Here is a 13,638-nt window from a genome sequence, read left to right on the forward strand (position 1 = left end):
GTTATATGAGAAAAAAAATGCAATTTTTTTGAAAAATTTGTATTTGGAATAATTTTTTTGCATATATTTAAACCATAAATATTGTTAATCTATATTAATATTTTGTGATTTGGTGGTTTCGCTTACAGCTTCTGGCTGTAAGCGTTTTTATTTTACCACATTAATTTCGGCGTTTAATGAATGTTTTTTAGCTTTGCTGAAATTTTTCAATACAATGGAAATGCAAAAAGATTTTTTTATCTATCAGGCACAAACCACAAAATTTGCAGCAGGATTTGAAGTGGAAAAAGCAGAAGGAAGCTATATTTATGGAACCGATGGAAAAAAGTACCTGGATTTTGTAGCCGGAGTTTCTGCAAATACACTGGGACACTCCCATCCTAAAATAGTAAATGCCATTAAAGAACAGGCCGAAAAATATCTTCATGTGATGGTTTATGGTGAATATGCACAGGAAAAACCGGTCGCTTTATGTAAACTCCTCGCAGAATCAACTCCGGATCCGCTGGAAATTACTTACCTCGTCAACAGTGGTGCGGAAGCAATAGACGGGAGCCTTAAACTGGCTAAAAGATATACAGGAAGAGAAGAAATTATTTCATTTAAAAATTCGTATCACGGCAACACCCATGGAGCGCTAAGCGTTTCCGGAAACGAAACGCACAAACGAGAATTTCGTCCGCTGTTACCTATGGTGAGTTTTATTGAATTCAATAATGAAAATGATTTTGATAAAATCACGGAAAAAACAGCCTGCGTTATCATGGAAACAATTCAGGGAGCAGCAGGATTTTTAGTTCCTGATCCGGATTATTTAGTAAGATTAAAGAAAAGATGTGAAGAAGTAGGGGCTTTATTAATTCTTGATGAAATTCAGCCGGGATTTGGGAGAACCGGAAAGCTCTTCTCATTTGAGCATTTCGGGATTGTCCCGGACATCCTGGTTATGGGAAAAGGAATGGGCGGTGGAGTGCCGGTAGGAGCTTTTATGAGTTCAAAAAAAATCATGGAAACACTGGCGCATTCTCCAAAGCTTGGTCATATTACCACTTTTGGGGGGAATCCGCTTATTGCAGCGTCGAGCTATGCAACTCTGAAAGAAGTTCTGGAAAGCGGACTGATGAATGAAATTGATGAAAAGGAAAAATTATATAGAAAACTTCTCGTTCACCCGAAAATTAAAAATATTAACGGAAAAGGCTTAATGCTGGCGGTAAATCTTGGATCTCCAGAATATACCCTAAATGTTGCCAAAAGATGTATGGAAAAAGGTCTTATTGTTTTCTGGCAGCTGTACAGAAATGAATACCTCAGGATATCACCACCGCTTACGATTTCAAAGGAAGAAATCATAGAAGGCTGTAATATTATTATGGATGTTCTGAATGAAAATTAAAAATCAGAAGGCATCGAATTTTTTCGATGTTTTTGCTTTATCAGATTAAAAAATATATTCCGGACAGAGAAAAATGTCGGTCAAAAATGCTTTTGAAAAATCTTATCCGGCGCCCGTATTTATTACAAAAATAAGATCATTGAATTATTTAAAATTTCTGACAAATATCATGAAGATTATGTAAAAAAGTAAATACATTTTTGTGTAATAAAAAAATTAATTTATATATTGCGGGACGATTAAAACAAAGATTATATGGCGAAACATAAAGTCCATTACGAATTTCCAATGCATTGTTTATCAGAGATTTTATACGAATATCTGGCGACTGCAGAGGGGTTGTCTGAATGGTTTGCGGATGAGGTGACAGAGAAAGGGGACGACTTCTATTTTAGCTGGGGAGGCGGCCCTGCCGAAAAGGCGACTTTAATACGATATAAGCCTGAAGGTTTCGTACGTTTCAGATGGGAAGAGGATGAAGGGACGAAGCATTTCTTTGAAATGACAATCACAATCGACGATATTACTGAAGATCTGGCGCTGAATATTACAGACTTCTGTGAAGAAGGAGACGAAGAAGAAAATGCAATGTATTGGGAAAACCTTATCGAAAACCTTAGAATAAAATTAGGTGCCGCTTAAACGTAAGCTGTATTGCAGATAAAACTGATGAACGATTTATCGTTCATTATTTTTTTATAATAAATCATAATAAATTGGAAAATCAATATTTTACATCAGGAGAATTGGATGTTAAGAACAGAGCATTTCTATCGGGAGATACAGTGAAGGTTTCATTCTTTGTAAGAGATGCAAAATTAATCATGGATGAAGAATGTTATTTCTTTCTGATGGCCTCCATGAGAAAAATGAGAATGAATATTCCGCTATCTTATACCCTGGAATTTTTCCAGTCTGTTTTCAATAAAGAGGTCATTGAAAGAGGATTGAAAAACGGGATCATCAATTTTCAGGTATTCCGGAATATGGATGGAATTACCTTATCAAAATCTTCCGTGTCTTATTATTATGAAATCGTAGAAATGAACGATGTATTGTCTGTTCACGAAAGGTCGCTGGAACTGGATCTGATCAAGGAAATTAATGTCAATAATAACCTTTTGAGCAATATCCGCGTTCATAGTCCTGAAAATATTTATGGTGAAATCTATGCGCAGGAGAACGATCTTGACGACGTAATCTTCTTAAATCCGGCAAAAAGAATTGCAAGGGCTGGAACCGGCAACCTTCTATTTCTGGAAGGTGATGTCATTAAAGTTCCGAAACAGACTGAAGGAGCTTATATTTCGCCTTTAATGGAGAATTTTGTTACCTTTTTACATAAAAATAATCTTGCGGATATTCAGGAGCATGAAATTATTGCTTTTGAGTCTCAGAAAGCGGAAGAGATTTTATTGATATCGGAAGAAAAAGGAATATTTTCAGTTGGTAAAATAAGAAATAAAACTTTTGGGAAAAACCGATTCTTAGAATTAGCAGAGGCCTGGAGAAAAAGTTTTTAAAAATTGACAAACCCGGTAAACAACAAAAGTTCCAAAAGTCCTTTACCGGGTTTTTATTCTGAATAATCAGAAATTGTATGGTAATAGATATTCATCGGGAATATCAAAGAATTTTTGTGTGAAAAATGGTGTAGAAAGTAATGATACAGCACGCCGTCTGATTGCTCTCATAAAGGTTAAGTTTTTGGTTAAACAAATAACGGAAATTATTTGAGAAAATTAGACTAAAAATATCTTAAATATTTGTTAAAGTTAATGTGCTTAAAGCTATAACCGGTTTTAATTCAGGGAGATGTCTTCCGGAGAGTTTGCCCAAAGCAGGTATTCACCGCCAAGATTCTGCATAATAGATTTCCAAAGCGTCTGGTCATTTGGTAAGGTGTAATCCAGATTATAAACATCTACAACAGTCCACATTTTACGCTGAATTTCTTCATCAAGCTGCATGGAAGTCCATCCCGAATATCCTGAAAATATTTTAACATCATTGATGCTTAATTCACTATTTAAAACAGCGCTGATAATATTTTCAATATCTTCCGTAAGGTAAAAATCCGGGGTAATTTCTATAAAATGTTCTGTTACTTTTTTGCCTTTAACGATAAAAAAAACCTTATCATTCTCTACAGGGCCGCCATCATAAACTTCAATCTTAAACTCGAACATATCTTTAAACTTGTCGCTCATCTGGCTGTTTTTCTTATTCAGAATTAAGCCGAATGCGCCCTGCTCATTATGTTCAATGACCAATACTACCGAACGGGAAAAAATATCACCGGAAATATCAGGTGTGGAAATTAATATTTTACCTTTGTAGGAGTAATTCATACTCAAATTTAATAAAAAATATTTATGGAAAACCTGCACGATAAAAGAAAAGTGTACGAGAGATCCCAACTTATTGAAAGTGAGATAAAACAAAATCCTATCGAGCAGTTTAGGGATTGGTTTATTGAAGCTTCCGAAAATCCGGCGATCTCGGAAGCTAATGCTATGGCTGTTTCTACAATGGAGGAAGATGGCTGTCCGCGTACAAGAATGGTTTTGCTTAAAGCATATACTTACGAAGGCTTTATTTTCTACACCAATTACCACAGCAGGAAAGGAAAAGCCATTGAAAAAACACATAAAGCATGTCTTCACTTTTTCTGGCCTACACTAGAAAGGCAGATCATAATTAAAGCCAATCTGGAGCGTATCGCTGAGAATCTGAGCGACGGCTACTTTCATTCACGTCCGAAAGGCAGTCAGCTGGGAGCGGTCGTTTCACCGCAGAGTCAGGAAATTCCGGATAGGGAGTTTCTGGAACGGAAGTTAGCGGATCTGGAAAAGCAATACGAAAATACTGAGGTTCCGCGGCCTGAAAATTGGGGTGGCTACATTGCAAAACCTTATGAAATAGAATTCTGGCAGGGAAGACCAAATCGTTTGCACGACAGGATTATTTATGAATTAATTGATGGTCTGGATTGGAAGATTTCACGTTTGGCGCCTTAGTTAATTCTTGGAGTACCTCTTGGTGAAATGATGGCAGTTAAATCTACCGAAAGTAATGGCTGAGGATTCTCTAAAGCCATATCTTCAATAAAAAACCTCATCGAATGATGAGGTTGATTTTTTTTAATTAATCTGAATGATTATTTTTTCTTAGCTCCAGAAACTGCATTTGATAAATCAGCTCCCGCCTTGAACTTAGCAACTTTTTTAGCAGCAATTTTGATTGGCTTTTTAGTAGCAGGGTTAATACCTTGTCTTGCAGCTCTCTCAGCAACTGAGAAAGTACCGAATCCTACTAAAGAAACTTTTCCGTCTTTTTTCTTTAAAGTAGTCATTACATTGTTGATGAATGATTCTAAAGCAGCTTTAGCTGCAACTTTAGTGATACCTGCATCTTTTGCGATTGCGTCGATTAATTCAGACTTGTTCATAATTTTTTTAATATTAAAGTTAGTTCGTTATAATAGCAAATATAATACTATTTTCTATATGTGCAATTTTTTTATAAAAAAATAAGTAATTTTTTCATTTTTAACTTAAATTAGTTAAAATATGATAATTTACGTTTCCACGTAAAATGTACGATACACGTCACTAAAATCATGCCAAATGCTTATGTACATTGACTTTATGAAAATTGTGGTATTGGTTTTTGTATTTATTAAATCCTAAATTTTGTGTAAAGTAATAAGACTTTTCATAATTATTTGAAGAATTTATAATTAAAAATAATAACTGTTACATTTTAAGGAATTAAATGTCTGTGCCACTGATGGTTTTAAAATCATTCTAAAAAGTCATTTTATTGATTTTTATTAATAAATTTGCACTATGTTAATAGAAGTTTTTAAGTCTAAGATTCACAGGGTGAGAGTTACGGCTTCTGACCTTAATTATATCGGCAGTATTACAATAGATGAAGACCTTATTGAAGCAGCAGGTCTTGTTGTTGGAGAAAGAGTATATATCGTAAATGTAAATAACGGTGAGCGTTTTGATACTTATGTGATCAAAGGAAAAAGAAAATCCGGAGAAGTTTGTCTTAACGGGCCGGCTGCCAGAAAAGTACAGAGGGACGATATCATTATCATTATCGCTTATGCACAGATGACTCCTGAAGAAGCAAGAGATTTTCAGCCAAAAATTGTTTTCCCGGACGAAAAAACAAATCTTTTGACTTAATCTATGGAGAAAAAAACAAAGAACCCTTTAAAATCAATTCTTACAATAGTGATTTCGCTTGCTTTTGCAGGCTTTTTTTTATGGGTTGCCTTAAAAGGATTAGACTTTAAAGTTATACAGAAATCATTGTCTAAAGCCAATTACTGGTGGGTAGCATTTGCAGCATGCTTCGGAATTGCGGCATACTGGTTCAGGGCAATACGCTGGAACCTGATGCTGGAACCGATGGGATATAATATTTCAAACTCCAATTCACTTTGGTCGATTTCTTTCGGATATTTGATGAATCTTACCATCCCGAGAAGTGGAGAAGTGGCCAGGGCAACAGCTTTGTACGGTGTTGAAAAAGTTCCTGTTGATCAGTCTTTTGGGACGATTATTCTGGAAAGAGTGGTAGATCTGGTTTGTATGATTATATTTCTGTGTTTAACAGCTATATTTAAATTCAATACGATTTTATCATTTTATCAATTTGTGATGGAGAAGAAGGACGAAAAAGAAAAATTTGTTCCTAATTTTTTTGAAAGGCAAATGATGAAACTTGGAGTAAATGATTTTGATTCTTTTTATTTCTATCTTAAATTAGGTTTAGTCTTATTGATTGTAATTTGTTTGTTACTTTTTTATAAATTTAAAAAAGAAAAACTGATTAATTTTGGAAAAGGAATTCTTCAAGGTCTAACTTCCATATTCAAACTAAAGCAAAAAGGCAAATTCATTCTTTATACGATAGGAATCTGGGTTTCCTATTATTTTGCGGCCTACCTTGTGTGTTTTGCATTACCGGAAACTTCGGGTTTTACCTTTGATGACGGATTTCTGATTCTCGTAGTCGGTACTTTCGGGATGATTATCCCTGCAAGCGGTGGAATCGGAGCTTTTAACCTGGCGATGAAATATGGTTTCATGGCCTTATTTATCTCAATGGGAAAAAGCGGCGAAGTAGGTGGCGAAGTAGGATTAACTTATTCTTTCATTTCATTGCCGTTGCAGATTTTCATTATGCTCATAATGGGATTAATTTCTATTCTGATGCTGGCAAAAGCACGAAATGCGGTTGTTGCGGAAAAAAAGTTCGCGGAATAAATTAGTTTAGCTGAATTTAAAATATCAATCCGGTCAGAATGATCGGATTTTTTATGTTTGAATAAAGGCAACTTATTTTTTATAAACTGCAATATACCTATTTTTTTGTCTTAAAATATTTTGGAAAATTCCTAAAACAGCCATAACTTCGATAACGAATACAATAAGACACATAAATTATTATGGCAATTAATTTACAGAAGGGACAAAGAATTGATTTAGGGTTCACGAAAATGACCATTGGTCTTGGATGGGATCCCAATGAAGGAATGGGATATGATTTTGACCTTGATGCTTCCGCAATTATGATTGATGCAGACCGAAAACTGGTAAGTGAAGAATATTTTGTTTTTTATAATAATCTAAACTCTCCCGACGGCGCTCTCACGCATACAGGAGACGATCCGAGTGGTAAAAACAGCGATGGTGATGATGACGAATCCATTATCATTGATCTCGAAAAAGTAGATGAGCGGGTTCAGGAAATTCTTTTTGTCGTAACCATAGAAGATTATGAAAGAAGAAAACAGAATTTCGGGCAGGTAAGAAATTCATACATTAGAATTATTGATAATCTTACCCATCAGGAAATTGCTAAATACGAGCTTGATGAAGACTTTTCTATAGAAACAGGAATAGAGTTCGGAAGATTGTACAAACGCAGCGGAAACTGGAAGTTCGAAGCTTCCGGAATCGGGTACAGAGCAGATTTAGGCTTTTTCCTCGAAAAATACTACAAAGGACAAATTATCAAATAAACTAAATAAGAGGCTTCCGTAAGAAGTCTCTTTTTAAATTATAATAATAGAACCCTTATAAAAATTAGTACAGTCGTAAAGATCAGAAAAGTATTGATACGTTTCCGGCTGCAGAGTTAGGCCGAATCTTTTTTCTATGTAACCTTTTTCTGCCAGAGCATAGAGAACTTTGTGATCCTGCTTTAGAAAATCAAATAAATATTTTTCGTCACTATTTGCCATTCCGGTAAAAAAAATACCGTAGATCAGAAAATGAGCGAAGCTTTCGGAATTCATGATGAAAGAAAATCTGTGATCTAAATAATTCTCATAATCCTCTAATATTTTAGAAAAATTTTCAATGCATAATGGGTTTGAAATATCATAGAAAACATCTATTCCGTGAATGAAAAGCTGGGCTTTCATCTCTTCAGGATCCGAATGATAGCGGGATTCAAACCAGTTGAATATGCATATAAATTCTTCCTTTGAAAGACTTTCTACATTATCTGCTGTTTTTCTTTTAATGATTTCAAGACTTGCTTCTTTATCGTCTTCCATGAACGGAAGCATGCTTTTTTCTTCACTGCAGAGTTTATTGTAAAGATTGATCTTGGCGCTGACAGGATTGGTCTTAATGAAATAGAGTTTGTCTTTCATAATGCTATGTAATCCCTTGTTTATTTGGTGTTTTGAGTACTAAAGGTAGTGAAAAAATGCCAATAATTTATGTCATCAAAATTTCTTTGTCAAAACTTTGTTTAATATAAATAAAAAACCATTAAGCTTATGGTGCTTAATGGTTTAAAATATTTTATCCAAATGCTCTTTTTAGTAAACTTTCCACTTTTGGCTCACTTCCCCTGAAACTTTTGTACAGTTCCATCGGGTCTTTCGTTCCGCCGGAAGAAAGGAGAACTTTATATTTTGCGGCAATTTCAGGATTGAAAATTCCGTTTTCTTTAAAGTACTGGAAAGCATCGGCATCCAGAACTTCGGCCCATTTGTAAGAATAATATCCTGCGGAATATCCGCCCTGGAAAATATGCGAGAAACTCGGGCTCATCGCTGTTTCAGGGTTTGCGGGGTATAATTGTATAGCTTTCGTGTAAGCATCTTCAAATTCTTTCACACTCTTACTCTCCAGTTCTCCAACCTTTGTATGGTAATTCATATCAAGCAATCCGAAACCGATTTGTCTTAAGGTTTGATACCCTTCCATAAAGTTTTTTGATTGTGCTATTCTTTCAATTTTTTCATCCGGCAGCACTTCCCCGGTTTGATAATGTTTGGCGAAAGTTTTCAAAAACTCCGGTTCATAGCAGAAGTTTTCCAGGAACTGCGAAGGTAATTCCACAAAATCCCACTTTACAGAAGTTCCCGAAAGAGTAGGATATTGAGTATCGGCAAGCATTCCGTGAAGCGCGTGTCCAAATTCATGGAACAAAGTGGTTACTTCCTGGAAGGTCAGCTGGCTCGGTGTGTCCTTCGTCGGTTTGCTGAAGTTGCAGACAATGGAAATATGCGGACGGGAATTTTCACCGTTTCTTTGATACTGGTTTTTATAGCTCGTCATCCATGCGCCGGCTCTTTTGCCTTTTCTTGGGAAATAGTCTACATAAAGCAGGGCTTTAAATGCTTTTGGCTTCTGGCTATTGGCTTCTGGCATATTGTCATTCTGAGTAGAGTGCAGGACTTCTTTTACTTCATACACTTTTACATCTTCATGGTATTTCGGGATATCATTTCTTTCTTCAAAAGTCAATCCGAAAAGTTTTTCAGCCAATCCGAAAACGGCATCCTGAACCTGATTTAACGGGAAGTATGGCTTTAATTCCTCATCGTTGAGGTCAAATTTTGCTTTACGAAGCTTTTCTGCATAATAAGCATGGTCGTAAGCCTCTATTTCTTCGATTCCATCAGTCTTGGCCAACGATTTCAATTCTTCAATTTCTTTGTCGGCATACGGTTTTGCTTTGGTTAAAAGCTCATTCAGGAAATCGATGACTTTTGCAGGAGATTTTGCCATTCTTTCTTCCAAAACATAATCTGCGTAGTTTTTATAGCCTAATAATTCTGCTTTCTGTTGTTTTAAATTCAGTAATTCTTTAATTAAGTTCTGATTGTCAAATTCACCGCCGTCGAAAGATTTTTTACCATTCGCCAAGGCAATTTCTTTTCTCAGCTCACGGTTTTCAGCATAGGTCATAAACGGAATATAGCTAGGATACTGCAGTGTCACCACCCATCCTTCAAGGTTTCTTTCTTTAGCTTCTTCGGCATACTGTTCCAGAATGGCGTCCGGAATTCCGGCAAGATCTTCTTTATGGGTAATATGTTTGAAATAACTGTTGGTTGAAGCCAGCACATTCTGCCCGAACTGAAGCGATTTTACAGACAGTTCCATGCTGATCTTCTTCAATTTTTCCTTATCTTCTTCATTCAGTAAAGCACCGCTTCTAACAAAACCTTTATAAGTTTCATTTAAAAGCATTTTTTGTTCTTCATTCAGGTTGTATTTTTCTTTTTCGTCGTATACTTTTTTTATCTTGTTGAAAAGGGCTTCATTTTGAGAGATTTTTGAAGAATACTCCGTTAAAATCGGGGAAACTTCCTGGGCGATCTGCTGTAGTTCGTCGCTTGTTTCTGCAGAGTTCAGATTGAAAAATATATTCGAAGCTACATCCAGCTGCTCTCCGGAATACGCCAATGCTTCAATAACATTTTCAAAAGTAGGGTCTTCGGGATTGTTAACGATAGCATCAATTTCTTCTTCCGATTTTTTTATCAACTCTTTAAATGCGGGAAGGTAATCTTCATTGTTGATTTTGTTGAATGGTGCTGAATGATATGGTGTATTAAATTTTTCCGTTAAAATATTCATATTCTAATTTTTTAATTCTTGTAAAAGTAATAATTCTGCCGAACCGACACCGAAATTGCTCAAAAATAATGCCTGAGAAAGAAGGTGTGACAAAATTGACGGTGTAGAATAATCTTGTCATATGCGAAGAGAAGATAATGAAGAATTGATTACTTTTGACAGCAATAAAGAATACTCATGATGAGAAAAAATAACTTTAAATAATACAGAACTATGAAAACAATTTTAAAAATTCTGGGTGTCATAATCCTTCTAATTGTTGTGTATGTAGTAATTGCCATGATTGCTTTCGGTAGCAATTATCATTACGAAAAATCGATGGTTATCAAAGCTCCGAAAGAAAAAGTATGGCAGCAGGTAAGCTCGATGCAGGCATTTAATCAATGGAATCCGTGGATGAAACTGGATCCGAATATGAAAATTACTTATTCTGGAAATTCCGGTGAAGTTGGTGATAAATACTGTTGGGACAGTAAAAATGATGAAGCCGGAGCGGGCTGTCAGGAACTTAAAGAGGTTGTCCCTGGCCAAAAGCAAAAAACAGAAATGATTTTTAAAAGGCCGTTTGACGGACAGGCTACTTCTGAAATTACAATTTCTCCTGAAGGAAACGATACAAATGTAACCTGGACTATGGATACGGAGCAGGAAACATGGATGAAAATCATGAGGCCGATGATGGATTACCAGATGGGAAAGTCTTATGAAGAAGGATTAAACAATCTCAAAAAATTAGTTGAAAAATAAAACGAAGCTCTGCAAATCTGCAGGGCTTTTTTCTTACTATTCTTTTGATTGATTGAATTATAATTGTTATCGTAAGGGAAAGGAATATTATTTAAAAAAATATTATCTTTATATAAAGATTCGATGTATGGAGAAGATAGTGTTTGAGAAAAATAACATAAGAGATTATGTAAAAACCGTAATTGCCGAGAAAATAGAAAAGCTTAAAAACTTTATTGAATTCACTCAGGAAGCAAGCCGCGATATAAAAAAAACTCCCAAATATGACAGCATGCGCGAGGAAATGCAGGAAGAAATTTACCAGATGCAGCGACAGTTGGGAGCTCTAAATGATTTGAGAAGAAATATGGCCAAAGTACTGAATAATTCTACGGAAAGAGTACAGCTCGGTTCTCTGGTGATTACGAATAAAGCCCGGTTTTATATTTCAGTTTCGCTTGGGGAGTTCTTTTTTGAAGGCGACCGGTTCTACGCCATCTCCTCAGAAAGCCCGATGGCAAAGAAAATGATGGGCATGAAATCAGGCGACGAGTTCACGTTGAATAAAATCCATCAGAAAATTATTGAAGTTTTATGATAGTGAGAAGTGAGAAGTGAAAAGTGAAACGTATTTTGCTAAGCTTCTTACTTCTTACTGCTCACTTCTCACTGTTAACATCTCACTTCTGTGTCTTTTTTGTAATTTTGCACTATGAATAAAGCAGAAGTTTTAAAAGAAATCATAGGACAAAGAAGAAGCGTTTTTCCAAAAGACTATACCGATACGGAAGTTTCACAGGAAATCATTGATGAAATACTCCATTCAGCAACATTAGCGCCCAATCATAAGCGTACAAAACCTTGGCGTTTTAAGGTTTTTAAAGGGGAAGAAAAAGCAAAACTGGCCTCGGAAATGCAGGCAATCTATAAAGCTACGCAACCGGAACAACTTTTTTTAGAAAAAAAATACAATGACATAGGTTTTAAAATTAATAAAGCAGATGCCGTTGTTTCTATTGTTGTTAATTTCAGTGCAATGGTTCCGGAATGGGAGGAAATTGCCGCCGTTTCAATGGCGGTTCAGAATATGTACCTTACCTGTACGGCCCATCAGGTTGGATGCTACTGGAGTTCCCCGAAATTAGTAGATCATTTACAAGAATCCCTAACTATTGAAGAAAACCAGAAATGTCTGGGCCTATTTTATTTGGGTAACCTGCAAGAATAGCCCTGATCGAGCGGCATGTCTGAGCTCTTTTCTGTTTTCGGCGGCGGCAAAGCCGCCGCCGAAAACAGAAAAAGCGAGTAGCGAGAGCAGGTTCCCGGCTCCTGAAAATAAAATGAATTGACAAAACTTTTTATTTGTGTCTTTTTACTTCAAACTTTTTTATTATCTTTGCACTCTTAAAATATTTAACTGGGACGAGTTCCCTTAAAATTCAAACATTATGTCAGTAAAAATCAGATTACAAAGACACGGATCTAAAGGAAGACCTTTTTTCCACATCGTGGTTGCAGATTCAAGAGCTAGAAGAGATGGTAAATTCATCGAAAAGTTAGGAACTTACAACCCAATTACTAACCCTGCAACAATCGATTTAAATGTTGATTCTGCTGTAAAGTGGTTAAACAACGGTGCTCAGCCAACTGATACTGCGAGAGCTATCCTTTCTTACAAAGGTGCTCTTTACAAAAAACACTTACAAGGTGGTGTTGCTAAAGGAGCTTTTGATGAAGCTGAAGCTGAAAAAAGATTCAATGCTTGGGTAGAAGCTAAGGAAGCTAAAGTACAAGGTAAAGTAGAAGGTTTGGCTACAGCTAAATCTGATGCCAAAAAAGCTGCTCTGGACGCTGAAGCTAAAGTAAACGAAGCGAGAATCGCTGCTGCTGCACAGGCTGAAGCTGATGCCAAAGCTGCTGAAGAGGCTGCAAACGCACCTGCTGAAGAAACTACAGAAGGAGAAGCTGCTGCTGAATCTACAGAAGAAAACACTGAAGCGTAAGAAAGCCCTGTATGCGTAAAGAAGATTGCTATTTATTAGGAAAAATCACACGCAGACACGGACTTGCGGGAAATGTTATCCTTAAACTGGATACCGACCAACCCGAGCTTTACAATAAATTGGAATCAATATTCGTTGAAATCAACGGATTATTGGTTCCTTTTTTTATTGAAAAATCATCCCGGAGCAAATCTGATGTGCTGAATATTTCATTCAAAAATTCTACGGAAGCGCTGGTAGATCAGTCTTTAGGTAAGAATGTTTATTTACCGCTTTCCACCTTACCTAAACTTTCGGGGAAACAATTTTACTATCATGAGATCATCGGGTATAATATTCTGGATGAAAATGATAACGACTGCGGCGTAATACGATCTGTAAATGATCAGACTGCACAAACCTACTTTATTACCAATCTCGACGGCAAAGAAGTGGTAATTCCTATCATCAAAGACTGGATTATTGAAGTAAACAGAGAAGAAAAATTCATTAAAATGCAGCTTCCTGAAGGACTTATCGATGTTTTTCTGGTTCCTTCCAAAAAAGATGAATAAATCTTAAAAATTCAGTTTTAAGCATTCACTTATCCACAAGTTACTTATTC

Annotated in this window: 16 protein-coding genes; 12 read left to right on the forward strand and 4 right to left on the reverse strand. The window is 36.0% G+C overall.

Features of this window, described 5'->3' with window-relative positions; translation table 11 throughout:
• Window positions 1–220: 220 nt before the first annotated feature.
• The 3 genes from M0D58_RS15170 to M0D58_RS15180 all read left to right on the forward strand — a co-directional run bounded on the left by M0D58_RS15170 (window position 221) and on the right by M0D58_RS15180 (window position 2,919).
• Window positions 221–1,396, forward strand: a complete 1,176-nt coding sequence (locus tag M0D58_RS15170; protein ID WP_248391242.1) for an aspartate aminotransferase family protein — start codon at window positions 221–223, stop codon at window positions 1,394–1,396.
• A gap of 255 nt (window positions 1,397–1,651) precedes the next feature.
• Window positions 1,652–2,038 (forward strand): START-like domain-containing protein, encoded by a 387-nt coding sequence (locus M0D58_RS15175; protein ID WP_066433531.1) that lies wholly within the window; start codon window positions 1,652–1,654, stop codon window positions 2,036–2,038.
• 74 nt (window positions 2,039–2,112) lie between these two features.
• Window positions 2,113–2,919: an aminotransferase class IV gene (locus tag M0D58_RS15180; RefSeq protein WP_248391244.1), complete on the forward strand. Its 807-nt coding sequence runs from the start codon at window positions 2,113–2,115 to the stop codon at window positions 2,917–2,919.
• Between the two features lie 279 nt (window positions 2,920–3,198).
• Here the strand turns inward: M0D58_RS15180 and M0D58_RS15185 are convergent, their stop codons facing one another.
• A complete protein-coding gene (locus tag M0D58_RS15185) occupies window positions 3,199–3,747 on the reverse strand; it encodes a YqgE/AlgH family protein (RefSeq protein ID WP_248391246.1) in 549 nt (182 codons plus the stop codon).
• 24 nt (window positions 3,748–3,771) lie between these two features.
• On the opposite strand from M0D58_RS15185, the gene pdxH reads away from it, so the two are divergent.
• Window positions 3,772–4,416, forward strand: a complete 645-nt coding sequence (gene pdxH / locus M0D58_RS15190) for a pyridoxamine 5'-phosphate oxidase (RefSeq protein WP_248391248.1) — start codon at window positions 3,772–3,774, stop codon at window positions 4,414–4,416.
• A gap of 140 nt (window positions 4,417–4,556) precedes the next feature.
• On the opposite strand, the gene M0D58_RS15195 is transcribed toward pdxH, so the two are convergent.
• Window positions 4,557–4,847: an HU family DNA-binding protein gene (locus M0D58_RS15195; RefSeq protein ID WP_029294646.1), complete on the reverse strand. Its 291-nt coding sequence runs from the start codon at window positions 4,845–4,847 to the stop codon at window positions 4,557–4,559.
• Between the two features lie 400 nt (window positions 4,848–5,247).
• Here M0D58_RS15195 and panD point away from each other — a divergent pair, with 400 nt between their 5' ends.
• The 3 genes from panD to M0D58_RS15210 all read left to right on the forward strand — a co-directional run bounded on the left by panD (window position 5,248) and on the right by M0D58_RS15210 (window position 7,442).
• The gene (gene panD / locus M0D58_RS15200; RefSeq protein WP_066433540.1) at window positions 5,248–5,598 is read left to right on the forward strand and encodes an aspartate 1-decarboxylase; all 351 of its coding nucleotides are present in this window, start codon (window positions 5,248–5,250) and stop codon (window positions 5,596–5,598) included.
• Between the two features lie 3 nt (window positions 5,599–5,601).
• Window positions 5,602–6,684, forward strand: a complete 1,083-nt coding sequence (locus tag M0D58_RS15205; RefSeq protein WP_248391250.1) for a lysylphosphatidylglycerol synthase transmembrane domain-containing protein — start codon at window positions 5,602–5,604, stop codon at window positions 6,682–6,684.
• Between the two features lie 182 nt (window positions 6,685–6,866).
• The gene (locus M0D58_RS15210) at window positions 6,867–7,442 is read left to right on the forward strand and encodes a TerD family protein (RefSeq protein ID WP_248391252.1); all 576 of its coding nucleotides are present in this window, start codon (window positions 6,867–6,869) and stop codon (window positions 7,440–7,442) included.
• A gap of 33 nt (window positions 7,443–7,475) precedes the next feature.
• Here M0D58_RS15210 and M0D58_RS15215 read toward each other — a convergent pair whose 3' ends face one another.
• Together M0D58_RS15215 and M0D58_RS15220 are read right to left on the reverse strand one after the other, a co-directional pair.
• Window positions 7,476–8,081, reverse strand: a complete 606-nt coding sequence (locus M0D58_RS15215) for a hypothetical protein (protein ID WP_248391254.1) — start codon at window positions 8,079–8,081, stop codon at window positions 7,476–7,478.
• A gap of 154 nt (window positions 8,082–8,235) precedes the next feature.
• On the reverse strand, window positions 8,236–10,305 hold the full coding sequence (locus M0D58_RS15220; RefSeq protein ID WP_248391256.1) for a M3 family metallopeptidase: 2,070 nt from the start codon (window positions 10,303–10,305) through the stop codon (window positions 8,236–8,238).
• Between the two features lie 213 nt (window positions 10,306–10,518).
• Between M0D58_RS15220 and M0D58_RS15225 the strand changes: the two genes are divergently transcribed.
• From M0D58_RS15225 to rimM, 5 genes are all read left to right on the forward strand, one after another.
• Entirely contained in the window at window positions 10,519–11,052 is a 534-nt protein-coding gene (locus tag M0D58_RS15225) for an SRPBCC family protein (protein ID WP_248391258.1), read from the forward strand.
• Window positions 11,053–11,179: 127 nt separating this feature from the next.
• On the forward strand, window positions 11,180–11,629 hold the full coding sequence (locus tag M0D58_RS15230; RefSeq protein ID WP_248391259.1) for a GreA/GreB family elongation factor: 450 nt from the start codon (window positions 11,180–11,182) through the stop codon (window positions 11,627–11,629).
• Window positions 11,630–11,743: 114 nt separating this feature from the next.
• Complete coding sequence (locus M0D58_RS15235) at window positions 11,744–12,259, forward strand: nitroreductase family protein (RefSeq protein ID WP_248391260.1); 516 nt, start codon at window positions 11,744–11,746, stop codon at window positions 12,257–12,259.
• A 220-nt stretch (window positions 12,260–12,479) separates the two neighbouring features.
• Window positions 12,480–13,034, forward strand: coding sequence for a 30S ribosomal protein S16 (locus M0D58_RS15240; protein ID WP_072885130.1), 555 nt, complete (start codon window positions 12,480–12,482; stop codon window positions 13,032–13,034).
• Window positions 13,035–13,045: 11 nt separating this feature from the next.
• Window positions 13,046–13,588, forward strand: a complete 543-nt coding sequence (gene rimM, locus M0D58_RS15245; protein WP_248391261.1) for a ribosome maturation factor RimM — start codon at window positions 13,046–13,048, stop codon at window positions 13,586–13,588.
• The last annotated feature ends 50 nt before the right edge of the window (window positions 13,589–13,638 follow it).

Source organism: Chryseobacterium nepalense (genome assembly GCF_023195755.1).
Classification (GTDB): Bacteria; Bacteroidota; Bacteroidia; order Flavobacteriales; family Weeksellaceae; genus Chryseobacterium; species Chryseobacterium nepalense.

What these genes read in the sequence shown, in the direction of transcription:
- M0D58_RS15170 (WP_248391242.1), top strand. Translation starts at nt 221, where the DNA reads ATGCAAAAAGATTTTTTTATCTATCAGGCACAAACCACAAAATTTGCA.
- M0D58_RS15175 (WP_066433531.1), top strand. Translation starts at nt 1,652, where the DNA reads ATGGCGAAACATAAAGTCCATTACGAATTTCCAATGCATTGTTTATCA.
- M0D58_RS15185 (WP_248391246.1), bottom strand. Translation starts at nt 3,747, where the DNA reads ATGAATTACTCCTACAAAGGTAAAATATTAATTTCCACACCTGATATT.
- pdxH (WP_248391248.1), top strand. Translation starts at nt 3,772, where the DNA reads ATGGAAAACCTGCACGATAAAAGAAAAGTGTACGAGAGATCCCAACTT.
- M0D58_RS15195 (WP_029294646.1), bottom strand. Translation starts at nt 4,847, where the DNA reads ATGAACAAGTCTGAATTAATCGACGCAATCGCAAAAGATGCAGGTATC.
- panD (WP_066433540.1), top strand. Translation starts at nt 5,248, where the DNA reads ATGTTAATAGAAGTTTTTAAGTCTAAGATTCACAGGGTGAGAGTTACG.
- M0D58_RS15205 (WP_248391250.1), top strand. Translation starts at nt 5,602, where the DNA reads ATGGAGAAAAAAACAAAGAACCCTTTAAAATCAATTCTTACAATAGTG.
- M0D58_RS15210 (WP_248391252.1), top strand. Translation starts at nt 6,867, where the DNA reads ATGGCAATTAATTTACAGAAGGGACAAAGAATTGATTTAGGGTTCACG.
- M0D58_RS15215 (WP_248391254.1), bottom strand. Translation starts at nt 8,081, where the DNA reads ATGAAAGACAAACTCTATTTCATTAAGACCAATCCTGTCAGCGCCAAG.
- M0D58_RS15220 (WP_248391256.1), bottom strand. Translation starts at nt 10,305, where the DNA reads ATGAATATTTTAACGGAAAAATTTAATACACCATATCATTCAGCACCA.
- M0D58_RS15225 (WP_248391258.1), top strand. Translation starts at nt 10,519, where the DNA reads ATGAAAACAATTTTAAAAATTCTGGGTGTCATAATCCTTCTAATTGTT.
- M0D58_RS15230 (WP_248391259.1), top strand. Translation starts at nt 11,180, where the DNA reads ATGGAGAAGATAGTGTTTGAGAAAAATAACATAAGAGATTATGTAAAA.
- M0D58_RS15235 (WP_248391260.1), top strand. Translation starts at nt 11,744, where the DNA reads ATGAATAAAGCAGAAGTTTTAAAAGAAATCATAGGACAAAGAAGAAGC.
- M0D58_RS15240 (WP_072885130.1), top strand. Translation starts at nt 12,480, where the DNA reads ATGTCAGTAAAAATCAGATTACAAAGACACGGATCTAAAGGAAGACCT.
- rimM (WP_248391261.1), top strand. Translation starts at nt 13,046, where the DNA reads ATGCGTAAAGAAGATTGCTATTTATTAGGAAAAATCACACGCAGACAC.